This is a genomic window from Enterococcus raffinosus, assembly GCF_019175485.1.
Classification (GTDB): domain Bacteria; phylum Bacillota; class Bacilli; order Lactobacillales; family Enterococcaceae; genus Enterococcus_A; species Enterococcus_A raffinosus.
Map to the genome: position 1 here is coordinate 947,382 of NZ_CP072888.1, position 20,330 is coordinate 967,711.

25 protein-coding genes and 1 riboswitch are annotated in these 20,330 nt (G+C 38.9%); of the genes, 20 read left to right on the forward strand and 5 right to left on the reverse strand.

Annotation, left to right across the window (positions count from 1 at the left end):
* Positions 1-28: 28 nt before the first annotated feature.
* The 4 genes from J9537_RS04680 to J9537_RS04695 all read right to left on the reverse strand — a co-directional run bounded on the left by J9537_RS04680 (position 29) and on the right by J9537_RS04695 (position 2,862).
* Positions 29-856 carry an NUDIX hydrolase gene (locus J9537_RS04680; protein WP_218256899.1) on the reverse strand — a complete coding sequence of 276 codons (828 nt, stop codon included), beginning with the start codon at positions 854-856 and terminating at the stop codon, positions 29-31.
* A 106-nt stretch (positions 857-962) separates the two neighbouring features.
* A complete protein-coding gene (locus J9537_RS04685; RefSeq protein WP_218256900.1) occupies positions 963-1,895 on the reverse strand; it encodes a peptidylprolyl isomerase in 933 nt (310 codons plus the stop codon).
* 160 nt (positions 1,896-2,055) lie between these two features.
* The gene (locus J9537_RS04690; protein ID WP_218256901.1) at positions 2,056-2,436 is read right to left on the reverse strand and encodes a YtxH domain-containing protein; all 381 of its coding nucleotides are present in this window, start codon (positions 2,434-2,436) and stop codon (positions 2,056-2,058) included.
* Complete coding sequence (locus J9537_RS04695; RefSeq protein ID WP_218256902.1) at positions 2,437-2,862, reverse strand: HIT family protein; 426 nt, start codon at positions 2,860-2,862, stop codon at positions 2,437-2,439.
* A gap of 192 nt (positions 2,863-3,054) precedes the next feature.
* On the opposite strand from J9537_RS04695, the gene J9537_RS04700 reads away from it, so the two are divergent.
* The 16 genes from J9537_RS04700 (at position 3,055) to J9537_RS04775 (ending at position 14,875) form a co-directional block, all read left to right on the forward strand.
* Positions 3,055-3,792: an ABC transporter ATP-binding protein gene (locus J9537_RS04700; RefSeq protein WP_218256903.1), complete on the forward strand. Its 738-nt coding sequence runs from the start codon at positions 3,055-3,057 to the stop codon at positions 3,790-3,792.
* A complete protein-coding gene (locus J9537_RS04705; RefSeq protein WP_218256904.1) occupies positions 3,785-4,993 on the forward strand; it encodes an ABC transporter permease in 1,209 nt (402 codons plus the stop codon). Before J9537_RS04700 ends, J9537_RS04705 begins: the two co-directional genes overlap by 8 nt.
* A 3-nt stretch (positions 4,994-4,996) precedes the next feature.
* Positions 4,997-5,866, forward strand: coding sequence for a D-amino-acid transaminase (gene dat, locus J9537_RS04710; RefSeq protein ID WP_218256905.1), 870 nt, complete (start codon positions 4,997-4,999; stop codon positions 5,864-5,866).
* An 89-nt stretch (positions 5,867-5,955) separates the two neighbouring features.
* Positions 5,956-6,738 (forward strand): phosphotransferase family protein, encoded by a 783-nt coding sequence (locus tag J9537_RS04715; protein ID WP_010746560.1) that lies wholly within the window; start codon positions 5,956-5,958, stop codon positions 6,736-6,738.
* A 424-nt stretch (positions 6,739-7,162) separates the two neighbouring features.
* Entirely contained in the window at positions 7,163-7,813 is a 651-nt protein-coding gene (gene trmB / locus J9537_RS04720) for a tRNA (guanosine(46)-N7)-methyltransferase TrmB (protein WP_010746559.1), read from the forward strand.
* 93 nt (positions 7,814-7,906) lie between these two features.
* On the forward strand, positions 7,907-8,839 hold the full coding sequence (gene comGA / locus J9537_RS04725) for a competence type IV pilus ATPase ComGA (RefSeq protein ID WP_218256906.1): 933 nt from the start codon (positions 7,907-7,909) through the stop codon (positions 8,837-8,839).
* Positions 8,818-9,831 carry a competence type IV pilus assembly protein ComGB gene (gene comGB / locus J9537_RS04730; RefSeq protein WP_218256907.1) on the forward strand — a complete coding sequence of 338 codons (1,014 nt, stop codon included), beginning with the start codon at positions 8,818-8,820 and terminating at the stop codon, positions 9,829-9,831. The genes comGA and comGB overlap by 22 nt, the downstream gene beginning before the upstream one ends.
* The gene (gene comGC / locus J9537_RS20585) at positions 9,828-10,097 is read left to right on the forward strand and encodes a competence type IV pilus major pilin ComGC (protein WP_010746556.1); all 270 of its coding nucleotides are present in this window, start codon (positions 9,828-9,830) and stop codon (positions 10,095-10,097) included. Before comGB ends, comGC begins: the two co-directional genes overlap by 4 nt.
* Positions 10,069-10,536: a competence type IV pilus minor pilin ComGD gene (gene comGD, locus J9537_RS04740; RefSeq protein ID WP_218256909.1), complete on the forward strand. Its 468-nt coding sequence runs from the start codon at positions 10,069-10,071 to the stop codon at positions 10,534-10,536. The genes comGC and comGD overlap by 29 nt, the downstream gene beginning before the upstream one ends.
* A complete protein-coding gene (comGE, locus tag J9537_RS04745) occupies positions 10,514-10,795 on the forward strand; it encodes a competence type IV pilus minor pilin ComGE (RefSeq protein ID WP_245001291.1) in 282 nt (93 codons plus the stop codon). Before comGD ends, comGE begins: the two co-directional genes overlap by 23 nt.
* A complete protein-coding gene (comGF, locus tag J9537_RS04750; protein ID WP_218256911.1) occupies positions 10,782-11,204 on the forward strand; it encodes a competence type IV pilus minor pilin ComGF in 423 nt (140 codons plus the stop codon). The genes comGE and comGF overlap by 14 nt, the downstream gene beginning before the upstream one ends.
* Positions 11,197-11,517: a competence type IV pilus minor pilin ComGG gene (comGG, locus tag J9537_RS04755; protein ID WP_218256912.1), complete on the forward strand. Its 321-nt coding sequence runs from the start codon at positions 11,197-11,199 to the stop codon at positions 11,515-11,517. Before comGF ends, comGG begins: the two co-directional genes overlap by 8 nt.
* Before the next feature lie 166 nt (positions 11,518-11,683).
* Positions 11,684-12,691, forward strand: coding sequence for a class I SAM-dependent methyltransferase (locus J9537_RS04760; RefSeq protein WP_010746551.1), 1,008 nt, complete (start codon positions 11,684-11,686; stop codon positions 12,689-12,691).
* A gap of 48 nt (positions 12,692-12,739) precedes the next feature.
* A complete protein-coding gene (locus J9537_RS04765; protein ID WP_010746550.1) occupies positions 12,740-13,936 on the forward strand; it encodes an acetate kinase in 1,197 nt (398 codons plus the stop codon).
* 144 nt (positions 13,937-14,080) lie between these two features.
* Positions 14,081-14,431, forward strand: coding sequence for a BMC domain-containing protein (locus J9537_RS04770; RefSeq protein ID WP_218256913.1), 351 nt, complete (start codon positions 14,081-14,083; stop codon positions 14,429-14,431).
* A gap of 3 nt (positions 14,432-14,434) precedes the next feature.
* A complete protein-coding gene (locus tag J9537_RS04775; RefSeq protein ID WP_218256914.1) occupies positions 14,435-14,875 on the forward strand; it encodes a EutP/PduV family microcompartment system protein in 441 nt (146 codons plus the stop codon).
* 10 nt (positions 14,876-14,885) lie between these two features.
* A riboswitch (cobalamin riboswitch) is annotated at positions 14,886-15,067 on the forward strand.
* Positions 15,068-15,377: 310 nt separating this feature from the next.
* Here J9537_RS04775 and J9537_RS04780 read toward each other — a convergent pair.
* Complete coding sequence (locus J9537_RS04780) at positions 15,378-16,274, reverse strand: PocR ligand-binding domain-containing protein (protein WP_218256915.1); 897 nt, start codon at positions 16,272-16,274, stop codon at positions 15,378-15,380.
* Positions 16,275-16,557: 283 nt separating this feature from the next.
* Here J9537_RS04780 and J9537_RS04785 point away from each other — a divergent pair, with 283 nt between their 5' ends.
* The 4 genes from J9537_RS04785 (at position 16,558) to J9537_RS04800 (ending at position 20,319) form a co-directional block, all read left to right on the forward strand.
* Positions 16,558-16,836 (forward strand): BMC domain-containing protein, encoded by a 279-nt coding sequence (locus J9537_RS04785; RefSeq protein WP_010746546.1) that lies wholly within the window; start codon positions 16,558-16,560, stop codon positions 16,834-16,836.
* Positions 16,837-16,853: 17 nt separating this feature from the next.
* Entirely contained in the window at positions 16,854-17,663 is an 810-nt protein-coding gene (gene pduB, locus J9537_RS04790; protein WP_088931994.1) for a propanediol utilization microcompartment protein PduB, read from the forward strand.
* 19 nt (positions 17,664-17,682) lie between these two features.
* Positions 17,683-19,344 (forward strand): propanediol/glycerol family dehydratase large subunit, encoded by a 1,662-nt coding sequence (locus J9537_RS04795; protein WP_218256916.1) that lies wholly within the window; start codon positions 17,683-17,685, stop codon positions 19,342-19,344.
* 309 nt (positions 19,345-19,653) lie between these two features.
* Positions 19,654-20,319 carry a propanediol/glycerol family dehydratase medium subunit gene (locus J9537_RS04800; protein WP_010746543.1) on the forward strand — a complete coding sequence of 222 codons (666 nt, stop codon included), beginning with the start codon at positions 19,654-19,656 and terminating at the stop codon, positions 20,317-20,319.
* Positions 20,320-20,330: the final 11 nt, after the last annotated feature.

Genomic DNA, 20,330 nt, shown 5'->3' on the forward strand with positions numbered 1-20,330 from the left:
AGTTTTCAATTTCATGTAAGTAAAAATTTTATTTTTTTTCACCGATCTCGTCTTTTAAACGGTAAATCTTTGAAGGACGGCCAATTCCGACAGGGCGTTCACCAATTTCATCAAAATATTGCAGCATTGCTTTTTTGAAATTAGAATGATCCACTGTTTTGAAATCAACCCCTAAAAATTTCGCAAACACCTTGCGTGCTTCAGTGATGGTGAATTCCTCACCTAAAACTTGTAGAATTAGTGGTTCGTGGTCCATTTTATTCAAAACTCGATTGAAGGCCTTGCGAATGATTTCGTTGTGGTCAAAGGCTAAGGTATCTTTTCCGACCGATTTTCCAGCCTCTAGCTCAATCTCAATTGAAATGTCATCGCTGGTTAAAGAAATCGTTTCACCATGACGCTCAAGATTGAACCAGCGGGCATCTTGTGTGTCATCACCAGCCGTTGGTGGTACTTGACCAATAAATGCTAAATAGCTGACAGTAATTACCCAGCCACGAGGATCACGATTTGGTGTACTGAAGGTATGAAGCTGCTCGACACTCTTGCGACCAATGGTCAATCCAGTTTCTTCAGCGGTTTCGCGCCGAACACTGTCATTGGTTGATTCATTGCGTTCGACGAAGCCGCCAGGCAGTGCCCAAGAATTCCGATAGGGGTTTCCACGACGTTGAATCAGTAATATTTTCAGCTGATCCTCTTCCTTGTTATAGCCCATAATGACAATGTCAACGGTGACAGAAGGCTTGTCATATTCGGGATGATCTTGTTCTTTATACCAAGCGACGAATTCAGCTTCATCTGCTTCGTGTTCATAATAATCTTTTTCTGCTTCTTTAGAGGCAAATTTTTTCATGCGTTGTTCACCCATCCTCTTACTATAAGTATTCGCTACTTTATTGTAGCATGAATAACTAAAAAAGGGGAACTCCGCTTGGAATTCCCCTTTTGCTTTATACGAATTATTTTGTTGACTCAGTTGTAGCCTTTTTGCTTGAACTATTTGTTGTTAAGAAGTCAGATAAAATATTTTCGAATGAATCATCTTTGATCTTCACGTTGGCTTTCTTCAATTCTTTTGCGATAACCTCAGAAGAGAAGGTTTGGTCAGCCATTTTTGTATCTTCAGCAATTTGTTTCAATTCTTTTTTGTATTTATCCATGTCATTGCCCTTAGAAGAGTTTTTCTCCATTTTGACAATGTAGTAACTTGATTGGTAAGTAGATGAATCCATCGCAGTAATTACATCAGAAACTTCGCCATTCTTCAATTTGAAGGCTGCTTCTTTGACTTCAGATGGAACGGTCGATGATTGTGAATCAAATTTGATTTCTCCACCATCTTCTTTTGTTGTTGAATCTTGTGATTTTTCTTTTGCGATTTTAGCAAAATCGCCTTTATCATCTAGTTGTTTCTTGATTTCTTTTGCTTCATCTTCGCTGCTTGCCAAAATAATACGTGCAGTTACTTCTGGATGGAATGAATCCCATGCCGATTTTAGATCCTTATCTGTGATCTTCACGTGAGATTTCAACCCTTCTTGGAAAGCTAGTGATTGTTTCAAATACTCTTTATAAGATTTTTTGGTATAGCCAGCAGATTTCAATTGGCTTTCGAAGCTATCGCCTAATTGTTTTGCTTGCTTATCGTATTCTTTGTCGATTTGCTTATCGGTTACTTTGTCACCATAAGCATTTTCGAAAACCTTGTAGATGATCATATTACGAACTAAACTTTGGTTTGTTTGTTCTTTTTTCGCTTCATTATAGAAATCTTCGACGGTAATTTTTCCGCCTTTCATTGTTGCGATGTCTTGATTAGAACTTCCTGAACAAGCCCCCAGTACAACTACGCTAAGTAAGCCAGCAGTGGCTAAAAGAATCTTTTTTTTCATTTCTTTGCTACAACTCCTAAAATTTAATTTACATACGTTTGTTATTCCTTTTCAACTATAACACACCTAAAAATGTAAAGGAAAGGGGGTTAAAAATAGTTTCCGAGAAAATTCATAATAAAGGCATAATTACTTAAGTGAAACAACTTAATTCTTACTATTATTCAACAGGACGTTCTAAAGAGAAGCGTCCTTTTTTTATGACTGTTGTCTCTTCTGCTTGAGGCAATGCTTGATTGATTTTTTCTATTTGAGCCTGAATTTGTTGAATGCGAGGCTCTGCTTGGAAGCGAAACTCTTCAATATCTTTCTCAACCCCTGATTTAAAGGCAGGGACCAGCGTATCAAATGTTCCTTTTAGAGTCACCAATGACTCTCTAAAATCGGTCAAATTATCATTAAGTTCGTCTGTTAATTCAACAAGTTCTCGGGTATTCGTAATTAGTTTTTCTCTTGTTTCTTCCCCTTTTCGAGGGGCTAACAGAAGACCGCCTAGTGTCCCAAGTCCGGCACCAAATAGAATTCCTTTAAAAAAGCTCATTTATTTCACCTGCTCCTTGATCTTATCAGCGATCGCTTGCATTTCTTCGGGAGACTGCTGCTCCGCATGATTACCGAAGTGAATGGAAAAGTCATCGTTTTTACTATAACGAGGAACTAAGTGCACGTGAGAATGGAAGACTGATTGATAAGCTAATTCTTTATTATTATTTAGGATGTTTAGTCCTTCCATCTCAGGAAAAGCTTTCTCAATGGCACGGGCAATTTTAGGAATCCGTGCAAAAACCTCTGCGGCTAATGTCTCATCATATTCAAAAATATCAGTAACGTGTTGTTTTGGAACAACAAGAGTATGACCCTTTGTCGCTTGTGAGATGTCTAAAAAGGCATAAACTTTTTCATCCTCATAAATTTTGTAGCTAGGGATTTCTTGGTCGATGATTTTACAAAAAATACAATTTTCCATTGCAAACATCCTTTCTGATCAATTATGATTTTTATTTTATGGCGACGCTGTTAAAAAGAAATTCAACAACAGCCGTAAATTCTTCTTTTACTTTACCATAACTTGTTATACTTGTGCTGGAAAAGGTCAGGAGAACATTAAATATTTGTAGGATTCTGCTATAATACTAACTAAGAAATTGGAGGGAAAAAGATGAGCTTAGCAATTCAGCATGTTACGGGCGGCTACGGCCACTTGCCTGTTTTAAAAGATATTAATTTTGAAGTCCAAAATGGAGAAATGATCGGCTTGATTGGCTTGAATGGTGCGGGGAAATCCACTACGATCAAGAACATCATCGGTTTATTGACACCGCAAAAAGGAACTATTACGGTAGATAATTTGACGTTACAACAGGATCCAGAGAATTATCGAAAAAAAATCGGCTACATTCCTGAAACACCTTCATTATATGAAGAGTTGACTCTACGAGAACATATTGAAGTGACGGCGATGGCTTATGGTATTCCTAAAGAAGAAGCGATGCAAAGAGCAGAGACGCTACTGAAGACTTTTCGTTTAGAAAATCGGCTTGAGTGGTTTCCTGTAAATTTTTCTAAAGGAATGAAGCAAAAGGTCATGGTTTTATGTGCATTCTTGATTCAACCAAGTCTGTACATTATTGATGAACCCTTCTTAGGGTTAGATCCTTTAGCGATCAATGCTTTGTTGGAACTGATGGTGACGATGAAGCAGCAAGGAGCGGCTATCTTGATGTCCACGCATATTTTGGCGACGGCTGAAAAGTATTGTGATCGTTTCGTCGTATTACATGAAGGGGAAGTACGGGCGCAGGGGACTCTGCAGGAGCTGCAAACAGAATTTGAGTTACCTGGCTCTTCTTTAGATGAAATCTATATCGCACTGACAAAGGAGAAAGAACATGCATGATTTTTTTCTATTAAGGCGACAACGCCATCAGAAAAAAATGATGAAATATATGCGTTACGTGTTAAATGATCATTTTGTCTTGGTGTGCTTGTTTTTAGTCGGCGGCCTAGCCTTTTATTATTCGAATTTATTAAAACAACTGCCGCCAGATTTTCCATGGAGTTTGCCGATTGTTGCTGTCGTGTGGTGGTTTATTTTACCATTTGGCAAATTAGCCACACTGGTGGAGCCTGCGGATATGACCTTTTTATTACCTAAGGAAAAAGAAATGGGCAGCTATCTAAGTCGCGGAGTGCGTCACTCGCTAGCATTTCCATTTGCTGTTGAGCTGCTTGTTTGTGGTGCCTTACTACCATTAGTCGTTTTAGCTAAGCAAATCAGCTTCATAAATTTTTTCTTCTATTTATTCATGTTGTGGGGATTGAAATATTCTCATCTAAGATTACAACGACTAGCTTGTTATCAGAAAACTCATGAGCAAGCACGGCGATTATTCTTATTATGGTTTATCGCCAGCGGGGCGATAATTTTTGTTAGTCTTTATGTTACTGCCTGGGTTGGCACAGTGCTAGCTTTTGTTTTGACGTTTGGTTTCTTATCCTTAACTCAAGAAAAAGACCGTTTACTGGACTGGAGTAAAATGATTGACCGTGAAAATGCGCGATTGCATCGTATTTATCAATTCATTAACTTATTTACCGATGTGCCGGAGGTCGAAGCAAAAGTCCATCGTCGTAAATACTTGGATTTTCTATTAGCTAGAATCTCTTCCAAACAGGAAAATACGTATTTGTATTTATTTGCTAGAGGTGCTTTACGTGGTGCGGAGTTCGGGGGCTTATTTTTCCGCTTGCTGATTGTTGGCAGTGTGTTATTGTTCTCATTAAATGATTTTCGCTTTATAATCGGTATCAGCGCATTGTTTATCTATTTGATTGGGTTCCAAATGATTCCCTTGTACAATCAATTTGATTACATTAGTGCGGTCCAGCTTTATCCAGTACAAATGAAATATAAAAAAACTGCTTTGCAGAGATTAATGGTGATGTTGCTGTTTGGCGCAGCGCTTCTCTTCGCTTTGTGTAGTTTGGTTCACTTGTCAGTTGTTGAAAGTTTGGTTTTACTTGTGTTGCTTTTGATTGAGATCGGGTTATTTGCATGGTTGTATCTCCCGGTAAGAATAAAGAAAATGGAGGCTTAGTGGATGAAAGTATTATGGAATGAAAAAATTGTCGATGAATCAGAAGTTAAAATTGATTTGGAAGATCGTGGTTACCAATTTGGCGATGGTATTTATGAAGTGATTCGTATTTATGATGGCTATATGTACATGGAAAAGGAACACTTGGATCGTCTATGGGTTAGTGCGGAGAAAATTAGAATGACCCTTCCATTTACTAGAGAAGAATTAAGCCAACGGTTGCATCGTTTAGCCAAAGAGGTTGGATTGGACAATGCCCGTGTATATTTCCAGGTGACTCGCGGGACTGCGAAGCCACGTTTGCATGATTTTCCAGATCCAAAAGAGGTTCAGCCTGTTTTAATGGCGGATATTCAACCAGCTTCACGTCCGGCTGCAAAGCAAAATATTGGTATTCGTGCGGGAATCGTTGAAGACAAGCGCTGGTTGCATTGTGATATTAAATCAATCAGTTTATTAGGAAATATTCTTGCTCTAGATGAAGCACAACAAAAAGGGTATGACGAAGCCGTCTTGGTTCGTGATGGCAACGTGACAGAGGCCTCCGCATCAAATCTATGGATGGTAAAAGACGATATCATCTATACACACCCTGACAGCAATTTGATTTTACCAGGAATTGCAAAAATTAAAATTCGCGAGCTGACTAAAGCGTTAGGGATTGAGCTGAGAGAAGAAACGTTTACTGAAAAGGAATTGCTGGCCGCGGATGAATGCTTTAAAACTAGTTCAGTAGCGGAAGTAATGCCGATTGTTGAGATCAATGATCATAAAATTGGTGACGGAATGCCAGGGAAAGTTACGAAAAAAGTTCTTGATGCCTATATTGAAGCGGTGAACTTAGCGGTTCAAGCACATCGCGATGAAAAATAATCAAAGAAGAACATACATGCCCTTGACGAAGTGCCTTTCCCCGACTAAAATAGTAAATACGTTTAAAATGCTAGGGGAGGGCCTTGGGAATGGAGTTTCAGTTAGATAGTGACTGGCGTGTGCAGCCGATCAAAGGTGATACGGGAAAAACGTATATCGGCTATCGAGACGAAGATCGCGTCTTCATTAAACGAAATACCACTCCGATGTTGGCTGCTTTATCCCGTGAAGGAATCGCACCCAAGCTTGTGTGGATCAAGCGGACAGGGAATGGGGATACGTTAACTGCACAAGAGTGGCTAGATGGGCGAATCCTCGAACCAGAAGAAATTCCTCGTCGTAATGACGTGGTGGATGTTTTGTATCATCTTCATCATTCACCTTCATTGAAAGTCATGCTGAAGAAAATGGGTGGACGTCAAGTGTCGCCGCAACAGCTTCTAGCGGATTATGAAGCGAATTTGCCAACCATGATTGAGCAAAATAGCTTTATTGAGTTAGTCTATGATTATTTAAAGAAAAATATTCCAACGTATGCCAAAAAGAATTACACCGTTGTTCATGGCGATGTAAATCATCGAAATTGGATAGTATGTTCGAATTATTTATATTTAGTTGATTGGGATTCAGTCATGTTTGCTGATCCAGCACTGGATGTTGGAACGATTTTAGGTAATTACGTGCCATTGTCCAGCTGGAGTAAGTGGCTTGTACGATATGGTATTCGGCCAACAGATGAGAACATGGAGCGGGTTTATTGGTATGGTCTGATGAGTTTGCTTTTAGAAATCGCTCGTCAATACAAGCGTAAAGAATACCATCATATGAATCAATCAATTTTACAATTAAAACGAATTTTTGCCGGAAGCTGAACGTTTCGTTCAGCCTTCTTTTTTGCGAGTCCAACTTTTCGCAGGACAATAATGTTCGAGATGAAATATTTAGTCAAAGTATATTATGCTACGTAAAGTATAGTTGGATCGTATGCGAAGTGAAGAACAGACTCATTTTTTGTGTTTTAGAAAAATGAATACGAAATTAGAACTAGCTGCGAGTCCAACTTTTCGCAGGATAATAACGTTCGAGATGAAATATTTAATTAAAGTATATTATGCTGCGTAAAGTATAGTTGGATCGTATGCGAAGTGAGAAAAAAACTTATTTTTCTGCTCTTTAGAAAAATGAATATGAAATTAGAACTAGCTGCGAGTCCAACTTTTTGCAGTTATACAAAAGAGAAGTTACTAAGTGCATGAAATAGAGTGAATTATTTATCGAATTATTTGGAGGAAAACAATGCGGGTAAGAAATCGTCCAGGCGCTGCTGAAATGTTGGCAGCTCGTCCTGAATATGTAGTACAAGATCCAGAAGGATGGAAGGGTCGCTGGTCCGAACGTTTTGGCAACGACCATCCGATTCATATTGAAATTGGGATGGGAAAAGGTCAGTTCATTACTGGAATGGCTGCTGCTCATCCAGAAATCAATTATATTGGAATAGAGATGCAAGTTAGTGTTATTTCCCTTGCGTTGGACAAACTAGTTGAGGCAGAGCTACCTAATTTGCAATTATTGCATGTCGATGGGTCCGAGTTGACTAATTACTTTGCAGATAGTGAAGTTGATCAAATCTACTTAAATTTTTCTGATCCTTGGCCGAAGAAGAAACATGAGAAGCGCCGTCTAACGTCCCCTAGTTTTCTAGCTGTAGATGAAACGATTTTGCGGCCTGCCGGGGAAATACACTTCAAAACTGATAACCAAGGCTTATTTGAATATTCCTTAAGCAGTTTTTCAAAATACGGGATGACGCTTGAGCAAGTCTGGTTGGATCTACATGAGAGCTCATATGAAGGAAATATTATGACTGAATACGAAGAAAAATTTTCTAACAAAGGGCAGCGTATTTATCGAGTAGAGGCACGCTTTCAAGACAAAACAAAATAAGAATTTTTGAGAAGGTAAATCAATTTTTTGGTTTATCTTCTTTTTTTGAAGCCAAAAGATTTTTTTACGTATATTATTTTTGAGGTGAAAGGAATGGAGATTGAAAAGCTTTCAGATGATCTGATTCAACATGGCTTCGAACATCAAATGCAAGACTTATATTTATTACCTCAAGGAGAGAAGTACCGCTGCTTCTTTCGGCGAGGCCCCTTCTATGAGCGCGAAAACTCAAATCTATCCTATGTTAAAAATGAATTGTGTGTGGATACAGCCTTGCAGCTGATTAATCGGTTTAAGTATCTGGGTCAGATGGACGTTAGCGAAAAAAGAAAAGCGCAATTGGGTGCAATCTCCTATTCCTTGCCTCATGGTGAACAAAGACTGCGACTTTCCACTGTGGGAGACTATTTGCAGCGAGAAAGTTTAGTCGTTCGCTTTTTACACCAATTTGGTCGCAGTTCTGAAGTCTATCATGTGCCAGAACAGCTAGAGGTTATTCGAAAGCATAGCAAAAAAAGAGGTCTTTACTTATTTTGCGGTCCAGTCGGGTCAGGCAAAACAACGTTAATGTACAAACTAGCTAGAGAAATAGATGGACGGGTACTAACAATAGAAGATCCAGTAGAAATAGAAGAGCCTGATTTTTTGCAGTTGCAGGTAAATGAAAAAATTTATCAAAGCTATGAAGAATTGATCAAATTATCGTTGCGCCATCATCCAGACGTTCTAATTATTGGAGAGATACGCGACACGAAAACAATTCAAGGTGCAATTCGAGCAGCTTTGACAGGACATTGTGTTTACGCGACTCTGCATGCTGCCAGCTTGGAATCTGCTCATGCAAGGGTTTTTGAATTGGGAGGCGAAGCAACTCTGCTCAAGGAATGTTTGCAGGGCATTGTTTATCAGGAATTATTGCCATTGGATGAAACAATTGGATTATTGACAAGCTATCGATTCTATCAAGAGGATATTTTATATACATGGGAGGAAGGGCTAGAGGCATGCGGCGCAGGACAAAATTAACTAGAAAACAGCGAATTGATTTTGTTCATTTGTTAGGAGATTTATTGGAAAACGGGTTTAGCTTGCAGCAGGCTTTTGACTTTTTCAGCAATGCGAATCTCTTTAGAACGACGATTTTAGAGAGTATTCAGACTGATCTAAACAAAGGGGAAAGTCTGGCAAAGAGCTTTGCACGATTAGACTATTCGAATGACCAGCTTTTACAAATTGAACTGGCCGATTCGCATGGCAACCTGTCTCAGACGCTATTAGGTATTGCAAGCCAGATGAAACTCATGCAGCGTCAACGAGAAAATTTTCTTAAAGCAGTTTCTTATCCCGTTCTTTTACTTCTTTTTTTACTGGTTATTTTGTTAGGAATGCGTTTTTTCCTATTACCGCAATTACTGGCTGGTGGGATGATCAAACCGGATGATTTTTCAGTTCAATTGATTACAGCAGTGCCTTTCATTGGACTAGGAATATTGTTTTTTTTGTTACTATTACTGTTTTGTTGGCATTATTTTGGTAAAAGATATACATACTTAGCTCGGTTTCGTTATCTAGCAAGAATTCCTTTAATTGGAACCCTATTCAGCAACTATTATTCAGCGTATTTCGCCTTAGAGTGGGGAAAATTATTTCAGCAAGGGTTGGAATTGAATCAAATCATTGACTGCTTGTTAGCAATTGATGGCAAGTCTTTGATGCAGGAATTGGCTGGTGATTTAAAAGTTCGTCTAGCTCAAGGAAATGCTTTAGCGGAGGAATTACGAAAGTATCCTTTTCTAACTAAGGAATTTAGTCGAATCGTTTTTCAAGGAGAAGCTCGAGGAAACTTAGGAAAAGAATTATTGACATACAGTCAACTAGTTTGGCGCCGTTTTTTCAATCAGCTAGAGTTTATGTGTTCATGGTTGCAGCCGTTTGTTTTTTTACTTGTCGCCTTATTGATTATCAGCTTGTATTTGACGATGCTCTTGCCAATGACAAATCTGGAGGGAATCTTGTGAAGAAAAAAGTTTCTGGCTTTACATTAATAGAAATGCTAGTTGTTCTTTTCGTAATCAGCTTACTATTACTGCTTTTTGTACCAAAGCTGATCAATCAAAAAGACAGTGCCACAAAGAAAAGTGATGCGGCTATTGCAAAAGTTGTCGAAACTCAGATTGAGGTTTTTGAGTTGGATCATGGTAGAACACCGAGCAAACAAGAATTAATTGATCAGGGCTATGTTAAGGAGAAGCAATATGAAGCCTATGAACGCAATAAAGAATAGTAGTGAGAGTGGTTTTACACTTTTTGAAACGTTGCTCGTTTTATTCTTGGTTTGCAGTTTTGTTTTATTACCAACAATTGCGCTTAAAAGTTGGCAGTCTCAGTTGGAGAAGAAGTTCTTCTACTACCAATTTGAGAAATCAATTTTACATTTACAACAAGTGGCTATTACTGACCATCGCGGCACTCGAATTGAGCTTCATAAGGACCAACAGAGGATCATATTTTATACGATTCATACAGAGCTGCCGTGGAAACGGCTTAATGTACCGGACAATATTCAATTAGAAAGTAGGGACACAATCTTTTTCAGTGCAGGAAAAGGAAATATTTCAACAGATCAGCCGGGAAACAGAAATATTCCTAAAGTTGTCTTTTATGATAATGGTCAAATTATTTATCAATTCCAAATGGGAAGTGGTCGTTTTGAAAGGAAATAATGGATATATCTTGTTAGAAAGTCTAATCAGTCTGGCGGTTTTGATCATTATTATTTCGAGTTATGTAGAAGTAACGGTGAAGATGCAGAAGGACAGCCAACAACGTCTAAGCAGTATCGCAAATTATCGTGACCTTTATAATGAGACTCGACGGTGTCGTTTGCATTCTGTTCCTCCGGTCAAGCCGCAGATAGAAGTTTCTTTAGAGCAAGGTCGAGCATCAAACCAGCAAGGAGGAATTCTGATTGTCAAAAAATAGTGGTTTTACCTTGCTTGAAAGTTTAGTCGCTCTATTGATGCTGAGCGGAATTCTTTTGCTGCTCTCAGGTCTAATTCATCATGCCCATAAAATGGAGCGAGCTATGAGTAGTTATCATCAATTAGAATGGGAAATTTTCTTGCTTCAGTTGGATAATGAGTTGAGCGAGGTGAATTATATCGGGACTACGCAGACTGAAATTTCAACTGAAATAGAAGATAAGGGAAGAGTGGTTTCATTGGTCATAAAAAAAGTAAATAGAAGAATTATTAAAAGACAGTCTGGTGGGAATCAGCCATTATTGACGGGAGTGGATCAATTTGTGTGCCAAGAAAAAAATCATGGAGTGGATTTTATCGTTACCTTTACTGATGGGAAAAAGAAAGAAGGAACATGGATCTTTGAATAGCCAAGGCGGAATACTGTTATCCGTACTGTTGGCTATTTTTTTGTTTAGTTTTTTATTGATGAATATGGTAACCAGTTATCACCAAACGGTTGATTTGGCATCACGGACTGAGCAATTGTATCAAGCTAAAATTGCCAAGGAACTTTTTTTAGCTGAGTATCCTCAATTAACGTCAGAAAAAGGGACATGGGGGTTTAACAAAGGAGAGATCACTTATCAGAATGAACAGGATCGGGTAAAGATTACAGTGAAAATTAAAAAGAAAACATATCATTTTTATGAAAAAAATAGCACATCAAACTCCTCAGACTGATATAGCGCGTGAGCTCATGCGAAAACGAGTGTTTTTATTGTAAAAGATACTTTTATATGGAATTAGAAAATCAATGATAAAAGAAAGAAAGCGATTGATTAATTGGAACATGTCCGCTAAAATAGAACAGGTATCGTGAGTGTTATATTAGTTAGTGAGGTGCAAGATGAATCCAGAGAAAATTGAGACAGCTTTTTCTTTGATGGAAGAAGCGATCATCGCATTGCAGCATTCACTAGGGACTTCTTTTTTTGACGCTTACATCGAAAATACGGAGAACTTAGTTGACAATGCAAAAGTACGTGTGCTTGATCAACAGCCAGACGAAGCTACTGTGAAAAAGGTAGAGGCACTCTATCAGGAATTATTAGCTTTAGAGTTAGAAAAAGAAGATTGGCGGAAATTGACACAATTAGTTTTACTAAAAGGATCGAAAACTGAAAGTTTACAGCCCAATCATCAATTGACGCCTGATAGTATTGGCTTTTTATTTGTCTTTTTGATTGAACAATTGACGTTAAAAAAAGAACAGCCATTAGATATTTTAGATATTGCTGTCGGTATGGGCAATCTATTACTGACAACAGTGATCAATTTGCAAGCGGCTAACTACACTGTCAAAGGAATCGGCGTGGATAACGACGAAACTTTATTGGCAATTGCGGCTTCAGACAGTCTTTTAATGGATGAAGAAATTCAATTATTCCACCAAGATAGTCTGCAAGACTTATTAGTTGATCCAGTTGATTATGTTATTGGCGATTTACCTGTGGGGTATTATCCAAATGATCAGCAGGCTGAAAAATTTGCTACCCATTCCGAGAAGGAGCATAGTTATGCCCATCATCTTTTAATGGAGCAAGGAATGAAGTACGTGAAACCAGATGGCTTTGGTCTATTCTTAGTTCCTAGTAATTTCCTTGAGACTGAGCAGGGACCATTACTGCAAAAATGGTTGAAGGATGATGTGTTGCTGCAGGGAATCATTCAATTGCCGGATGAATTATTTAAGTCTGAACATTCGCGTAAGAGTATTTTACTACTGCAGAAAAAAGGTGAAACTGCTCAGCAGGCGGAAAAAGTTTTGCTGGTTCACTTACCATCCTTAAAAGATCCAGCACAAGTAACAGAATTCTTCAAAAAATTCGAGGACTGGAAGTCTTCTAATTTATAAAACTGCTCAAAAGAGCGGACAGCAATTCAATTATAAAGGAGAGTAAAAATGTCAAAAACAATTGCAATCAATGCAGGTAGTTCAAGTTTGAAATGGCAGCTTTATCAAATGCCTGAGGAATCAGTAATCGCAAAAGGAATCGTTGAACGGATCGGTTTGAACGATTCAATCTTTACAATTAAATATGGCGATGGACAAAAATTTGAACAAATTTTAGATATTAAAGACCATGAAGTTGCGGTTCAAATGTTATTAGATCAATTAATTGAACTTAAAATCATTGCATCATTTGATGAAATCACTGGCGTTGGGCACCGCGTGGTAGCTGGCGGCGAATACTTCAAAGATTCTGTTTTAATCGATGATGATGTTTTAGCCAAAATTGAAGAGTTAAGTGAATTTGCACCACTGCATAATCCAGCAAATGCCATGGGAATCAAAGCTTTCCGTCATATTTTACCAAATGTAACGAGTGTGGCTGTTTTTGATACTTCTTTCCATGCAACAATGCCGGCAACAAATTATTTATATAGTATTCCCAAAGAGTATTATGATAAATACTCTGCTCGTAAATATGGTTTCCACGGAACAAGTCATCGTTACGTTTCCGAACGTGCAGCTGAATTGCTTGGCAAACCTATCGAAGAAACGAAGATCATCACTGCACATATCGGTAATGGCGGATCAGTAACTGCTGTTGAAGGTGGAAAATCAGTGGACACTTCAATGGGCTTCACACCTTTAGCAGGTTTGACAATGGGAACTCGTGCAGGAGATATCGATGCTTCGCTACTTCCATACTTAATGGAAAAAGCAGGAATTAAAGACATCAACGAAATGATTGATGTGTTAAATAAAAAGTCAGGTGTTTTAGGACTAACTGGTATCTCAAGTGATATGCGTGATATCGAGAACGGAGCAGATGAAGGCAATGAAGAAGCTATTCTAGCCTTAGATATTTATTGTGATCGCATCCGTAAGTATATTGCTCAATACATTTCAGTAATGAACGGTGTTGATGCTATTGTCTTTACAGCTGGTGTTGGTGAAAATGCTGATCCTGTTCGCCGCATGGTTCTAGAAAAAATGACTTGGTTCGGCATTGAAATCGATGAAGAAATCAATAAGAGCATCCACGGAAAAGAAGCAGAGCTTTCAACAAAGGATTCTCGTGTGAAGGTTTATGTGATTCCAACAGATGAAGAAGTAATGATTGCTCGTGATGTTGAGCGTTTAGGGAAATAGTTTGTTAAGCCTTTGTCTTCTGGAGACAAAGGCTTTTTTTAGTCATTGTTGTGTAAGAAATCCGAAGGCATAATTTTGTTGTATTAGAACAAAACTATGCTATTTTTTTATGCTAAACTTTTTATGAAAGTGAGAGTGACTGTCATGAGTGAGAAAAGAAATATTGAACGTTCTATTCAAGAATATGTTCCCGGGAAACAGGTCACGCTTGCTCATTTGATTCCACATGCCAATCAAGAAGTTTTTGAAAAGCTTGGTCTTGAACATACTGGTGATGCGATTGGTATTTTAACCATTACACCAAGTGAAGCGTCAATTATTGGTGCGGACATTGCTAAAAAATCAGGAAATGTATCGATTGGTTTTATGGATCGTTTTAGCGGAGCAGTCGTGATTATCGGTGAAGTGTCCTCTGTAGAATTTGCCCTAAAGCAGGTAACGAATTCACTCGCAACGATTTTAGATTTTGATGTTGCAGAAACCACTAGGACATAACGGATGAAGCGAGTTATATTTATAGGTGAGACGGGATCGGGGAAAACAACCCTGATGCAAATTCTTAATGAATGGGAAATCAAATATCATAAAACACAACAGGTCTATTTTACAGATAATGTGATCGATACACCGGGTGAGTTTATGGAAAATCGGTTCTATTACAATGCTTTGGTGAGCTCCGCTGTCGGTGCGGATTGCATTGCCATTGTTCAAAGTATTACGAGTAAACAAAATTATTTTCCACCTTGTTTCTCTTCACGTTTTACGAAACCGATGATTGGAATTATTACGAAAACAGATATAGAGCACAGCCAAGAGGAATTTGATATAGCGCAAAAAAGACTTCGGTTAGCTGGAGCAAAAAAAGTTTTTTCCTTATCTGCAGTTAATCAAGAAGGAATCTCAAGTTTGAAAGAGTTCTTATTAACGAATGAATTTTGACAACGCATACATTCTGAGTTATTATGTAGGCGGATAGAATTGAATAAGAGCATTTGGAACAGGGAACAAGGTGAGAATCCTTGGCAGACCCTTTCTACTGTATTGCGGACGACATCTCAATAAGCCACTTTCGGGAAGGCGAGGTGAAGGATGATGCGAAGTCAGGATACCTGCCCACTTGCTGAGATAATTGTATTGGGAGAATTATTTCACCATTAAAAGTGTCAGATTGACGTTTATTTGGTGAGGTGTCTTCCAGGCACCTCACCTTTTTTTCGAGTTTCACTTTTTGCAGTTTGTACATCGAAAAAAGAAATCATTGATTTAGATTAAATTGTGAATAATGATACTAGTGGAATCGCATGCGTAACGAAATAAGCTCATTTTTTCCGGTTTTTGAAAAATGAACTTCCTTAGGATTGTTTTCTTCAGTCCAATCCCTTTACACTGCGAAAAGCAGAACTCGCAAAAAAACAGCCGTAATTCGGCTGTTTATCAGGAGTTATTTGATTTTTCGATAATTGACTGGTGTCATACCAACAAGTTCTTTGAATATTTTACAGAAGTAGCTAGTCTGAGAATAGCCGATATTTTGAGAAATAGACTTTATACTCAAGTTGGATTGAGTCAAAAGAACTTTCGCTTGTTCAATTCGTTGCTGATTTAAATAGGTAATAAAGCTGACACCAATTTCTTTTTTGAATAAACGGCTGAAATAAAATTGGCTTAAGTAAACATGATTAGCCACATCTTCAAGCGTTAAGTTGGTGGTTAAATTGGTATCAATATAAGAAATCGCCTTGCGAATCTCATCGTTTTTCGAATTTATTGTATTTTTTGTCTCTTTTTTGTTTGAATGAAAGTTAAACTTGATTTGTTCACGTGGGTCAGTGTCGTTAAAGTGGTAGTCGCCAATTGTTTTGAGCAGAGCAGCCGCAGATTCAATTTGAGTCGTATTAACTGTCTTTATTTTTTTTCTAGCTTGACGTAATTCTGGGGAAGATTCCCAGTGAGTAACGATCGGGTGGATGCGGGTAAATGGGTTCTCAGTGTCATCGTTCATCTCTACTTGACCAAATAATGCGAATCCAATCAATTGATTATTGCGAATAATAGGTAATGAGATATCTGTAAGTCCAGCATGGCAACGATAAATACAAGGGTTACCATTTTTTGAGGCTTCAAGGCCTCCAAATGCATCACATTTTTGGCAAAGAGATTTAAACTCTGGCTTCGAACGCATAATCTGACAAAAAGGGGAAAAGTTATACAGGTCAGAAGTTTCCTTTCCATGTATATCAACGAGGACCGAGCCAAAATCTGCTGCTAGAGCGAAATCTTGGATTGTTTTGGAAAGTTGCAAGGAACTTTGCGAATTCAATGTACTGATATTTTCCATGTAAGCGCCTCCTAGTCATCTATTATTCTACCAGAACACAAATTCAATTTAAATCGCGATAATACCAATAACATTATTTTGACTAGCAGAAGACAAAATTTTGCTATTTTTTGACCTTAATTGACTTCTTATTAAGGCTTGTTTGGCGTTGTCTTGACATAATGTGATGACAAAATATTAATATTGCGAATAATCGGACTAAAAGATAGGACAAATTTGTTCTATCTTTTTTGTTTATCATAATAAATGTAAGTGCTATCAAAATAATTAGGAGGAATGTTTTATGCAACAGGAAGCGTTAGGAATGATTGAAACTAGGGGGTTGATTGGTGCTATTGAAGCAGCTGACGCGATGGTAAAAGCTGCGAATGTTTCCTTAATTGGAACGGAGAAAATTGGTTCTGGATTAGTCACTGTAATGGTAAGAGGAGATGTAGGTGCGGTAAAAGCAGCAGTTGATGCAGGTGTTTCTGCGGCCGATGCAGTTGGAGAAGTTGTTTCTAATTATGTTATTCCACGTCCACACACTGAAGTTGAAGGCTTGCTCCCTAAATCAGAATAGAAAGGGTGGGATAGCTGATGGCAAACACGGATCAAAAGATCGAAGAGATCATGAAGCGCGTCCTCGCAAAAATGGAAACAGGAAATGAGATGAAAACAACTAACGGAGGAGATCAAAAAATGATTGAAAAGCAATGTGCATTGACTGAATTTGTAGGAGCGACAGAATTTGGAGATACAATTGGGTTAGTAATTGCTAACGTCGATTCCTCTCTTTTAGAAACAATGAAATTAGAGAAAAAATATCGTTCAATCGGAATTGTTGGTGCCCGTACTGGTGCCGGACCTCATATTATGGCTGCTGATGAAGCGGTGAAAGCAACGAATACGGAAGTAATCTTGATTGAAATGCCTCGCGATACAAAAGGTGGCGCCGGTCACGGATCGATCGTGATTTTTGGCGGTGATGATGTATCAGACGTGAAACGTGCAGTAGAAGTAACGTTGAAGGAAGTAGATACACGTACTTTTGGTGATGTATATGGAAATGAAGCTGGACACATCGAATGTCAATATACTGCTCGTGCTAGCTATGCTTGCAACAAAGTCTTTGGTGCCCCTGTTGGCAAAGCCTTCGGAATTTTAGTAGGAGCTCCTGCTGCTATTGGTGTAGTAATGGCAGATACAGCCTTAAAATCAGCGAATGTTGACGTAGTATCTTATGCGACACCGCAAAATGGGCAAAGCTTCTCCAATGAGGTAACGATGACAATCACAGGCGATTCAGGCGCTGTGCGTCAAGCGATTATCTCAGCTCGGGACATTGGCTGTCAGTTACTTGGAACCATGGGAAGCACGCCTAAAAATGATCAACCATCATACATTTAATAGTGGGAGTGAAAAATAGATGAAATCAAAACGATTTGAAGAACTAGAAAAAAGACCGGTCAATCAAGATGGTTTCGTGGATGAGTGGGTAGAAGAAGGCTTAATCGCGATGCAAAGCCCTAATGACCCTAAACCAAGTATTAAAATCGTCAATGGCGAAGTGGTTGAGCTTGATGGAAAAGACAAAGCTGACTTTGATTTGATTGATTCATATATTGCTCAATATGGAATTGACTTGACTCGTACCGAAGAAGTGATGGCCATTCCTTCGAAAGAATTAGCGAATAAAATCGTTGATCCAAACATTTCTCGAGAAGAAATCGTTCAATTAACCACAGCGGCAACACCAGGAAAATTGAATGAAGTGGTTGGTTATATGAACGTGGTTGAAATGATGATGGCGGTCCAAAAAATGCGGGCGCGTCGTCGGCCAACAACACAATCACACGTAACGAATGTGCGGGACAATCCTGTTCAAATCGCTGCAGACGCTGCTGAAGGAGCATTGCGTGGATTTGATGAACAAGAAACAACCGTTGCCGTAGCTCGTTATGCGCCATTCAATGCGGTGGCAATCATGGTTGGTTCGCAAACTGGACGTCCAGGCGTATTAACTCAATGTTCATTGGAGGAAGCAACGGAGCTGGATCTAGGGATGCGTGGGTTCACTGCTTATGCAGAAACGATCTCTGTCTATGGAACCGAACAGGTATTTACTGACGGAGACGATACACCTTGGTCGAAAGGATTTTTGGCTTCCTGTTATGCTTCTCGCGGCTTGAAAATGCGCTTTACTTCTGGAACTGGATCAGAGGTACAAATGGGATATGCGGAAGGTAAATCGATGCTGTATCTAGAAACCCGTTGTATTTATTTAACAAAAGCAGCAGGTGTTCAAGGCTTACAAAATGGTTCGATTAGTTGTATCGGTGTGCCAGGAGCGGTTCCGTCAGGGATTCGGGCGATTTTAGCTGAAAATTTGATTGCCATGTTGCTTGATTTAGAAGTAGCTTCTGGAAATGACCAAACCTTCTCACATTCTGATATTCGGAGAACGGCTCGTCTATTGATGCAGTTCTTACCAGGAACAGATTTCATTTCATCAGGTTACTCGGCAACACCAAACTATGACAACATGTTTGCCGGTTCAAACTTCGATGCTGATGATTTTGATGATTACAATGTCATTCAACGTGACTTGAAGGTCGACGGTGGATTACGTCCAGTCAGTGAAGAAGATGTCGTTGCAGTGCGTAACAAAGCAGCGAGAGCATTACAGGGTCTCTTCGATAAATTAGGTTTGCCAACCATCACCGATGAAGAGGTTGAAGCAGCAACCTATGCTCGCGGCTCACAGGATATGCCTGAACGCGACATGGTTCAAGATATCAAGGCGGCACAGGAATTGTTAACGCAAGGGAAAACAGGATTGGATCTTGTTAAAGGATTGTCAGAAAGTGGTTTTGAAGATGTGGCGACGAGCTTGCTTAATCTTTTGAAACAGCGTGTAGCTGGCGACTTCCTTCAAACGTCTTCAATCTTTGATGCAGATTGGAATGTTATCTCTGCGGTGAACGACAAGAATGATTACGCTGGACCAGGAACAGGCTACCGACTAGATGGTTCAGAATGGGAAAAAGTTAAAGCAATTCCTAAAGCAATCAATCCGAAAGACATTTAAGAATGCCCCCGCTACTTTTCACCATACGATCAGTGGAGAGTGAAGGCATCAAACATTAAATGTTGAAACATCGTGGAATGATATACGGCGAGAAAATGAAACTAATTTTTACGTTAGAAAAAATTAATTCCTTAATATGAAATAGGATGTCAGTTCCACTTTTTGCATTTAGAAAGGTAAGAAAAACTCAATAGGCAAAAGCCTTATGATTAAGGATCGAAGCCTAGTGGAATGATATACGGCGAGAAAATAAGACTAATTTTTACGTTAGAAAAATTAATTCCTTAATATGAAATAGGAGGATTAAAAATGACAGAACTGAATGAAAATCTTTTGCGCTCCATTATCAAAGAAGTGTTGACGGAAATGGAAGCGAGTACTGGAGACCAGCCTGTTGCATTTGAACAAACAAAGACAGAGCCTGCAGCATCATCGGATTGGTTTAAATCTGTCGGTGTTGCTCAACCAGGAAATTCTCAGGATGAAGTAGTTATTGCTGTGGCACCGGCATTTGCAGAATCACAAACCACCAACATTCTTGGTGTACCCCACAAAGATATTCTGAAGCAAGTTATTGCTGGGATTGAAGAAGAAGGCTTAAAGGCACGAGTTGTAAAAGTTTATCGAACCTCTGATGTTGCCTTTGCCGGTGTCGAAGGAGATAAGTTGTCAGGCTCAGGTGTCTGTGTATCGATCCAATCAAAAGGAACAGCGATCATTCACCAAAAAGATTTGCAACCGCTATCAAATCTAGAATTGTTCCCTCAAGCACCGCTGATTACTTTAGAAACCTATCGTGCAATCGGGAAAAATGCTGCAAAATATGCCAAAGGTGAATCACCAAACCCTGTGCCAATGATGAATGACCAAATGGCACGACCTAAATATCAAGCGTTATCTGCTTTGCTCCATATTAAAGAAACAAAGCACGTGGTAATCGGAAAACCAGCAGAAGAAATTTCTGTAACTTTATAGTGAGGTGACTA

Coding starts and splice junctions, on each gene's coding strand:
- J9537_RS04780 (WP_218256915.1), bottom strand. CDS start 16,274: ATGGAAAATATCAGTACATTGAATTCGCAAAGTTCCTTGCAACTTTCC.
- comGA (WP_218256906.1), top strand. CDS start 7,907: ATGGAGATTGAAAAGCTTTCAGATGATCTGATTCAACATGGCTTCGAA.
- J9537_RS04695 (WP_218256902.1), bottom strand. CDS start 2,862: ATGGAAAATTGTATTTTTTGTAAAATCATCGACCAAGAAATCCCTAGC.
- comGD (WP_218256909.1), top strand. CDS start 10,069: ATGAAGCCTATGAACGCAATAAAGAATAGTAGTGAGAGTGGTTTTACA.
- J9537_RS04700 (WP_218256903.1), top strand. CDS start 3,055: ATGAGCTTAGCAATTCAGCATGTTACGGGCGGCTACGGCCACTTGCCT.
- J9537_RS04685 (WP_218256900.1), bottom strand. CDS start 1,895: ATGAAAAAAAAGATTCTTTTAGCCACTGCTGGCTTACTTAGCGTAGTT.
- trmB (WP_010746559.1), top strand. CDS start 7,163: ATGCGGGTAAGAAATCGTCCAGGCGCTGCTGAAATGTTGGCAGCTCGT.
- comGB (WP_218256907.1), top strand. CDS start 8,818: ATGCGGCGCAGGACAAAATTAACTAGAAAACAGCGAATTGATTTTGTT.
- J9537_RS04680 (WP_218256899.1), bottom strand. CDS start 856: ATGAAAAAATTTGCCTCTAAAGAAGCAGAAAAAGATTATTATGAACAC.
- J9537_RS04795 (WP_218256916.1), top strand. CDS start 17,683: ATGAAATCAAAACGATTTGAAGAACTAGAAAAAAGACCGGTCAATCAA.
- J9537_RS04765 (WP_010746550.1), top strand. CDS start 12,740: ATGTCAAAAACAATTGCAATCAATGCAGGTAGTTCAAGTTTGAAATGG.
- J9537_RS04785 (WP_010746546.1), top strand. CDS start 16,558: ATGCAACAGGAAGCGTTAGGAATGATTGAAACTAGGGGGTTGATTGGT.
- pduB (WP_088931994.1), top strand. CDS start 16,854: ATGGCAAACACGGATCAAAAGATCGAAGAGATCATGAAGCGCGTCCTC.
- J9537_RS04705 (WP_218256904.1), top strand. CDS start 3,785: ATGCATGATTTTTTTCTATTAAGGCGACAACGCCATCAGAAAAAAATG.
- J9537_RS04760 (WP_010746551.1), top strand. CDS start 11,684: ATGAATCCAGAGAAAATTGAGACAGCTTTTTCTTTGATGGAAGAAGCG.
- J9537_RS04690 (WP_218256901.1), bottom strand. CDS start 2,436: ATGAGCTTTTTTAAAGGAATTCTATTTGGTGCCGGACTTGGGACACTA.
- J9537_RS04775 (WP_218256914.1), top strand. CDS start 14,435: ATGAAGCGAGTTATATTTATAGGTGAGACGGGATCGGGGAAAACAACC.
- J9537_RS04715 (WP_010746560.1), top strand. CDS start 5,956: ATGGAGTTTCAGTTAGATAGTGACTGGCGTGTGCAGCCGATCAAAGGT.
- J9537_RS04770 (WP_218256913.1), top strand. CDS start 14,081: ATGAGTGAGAAAAGAAATATTGAACGTTCTATTCAAGAATATGTTCCC.
- dat (WP_218256905.1), top strand. CDS start 4,997: ATGAAAGTATTATGGAATGAAAAAATTGTCGATGAATCAGAAGTTAAA.
- J9537_RS04800 (WP_010746543.1), top strand. CDS start 19,654: ATGACAGAACTGAATGAAAATCTTTTGCGCTCCATTATCAAAGAAGTG.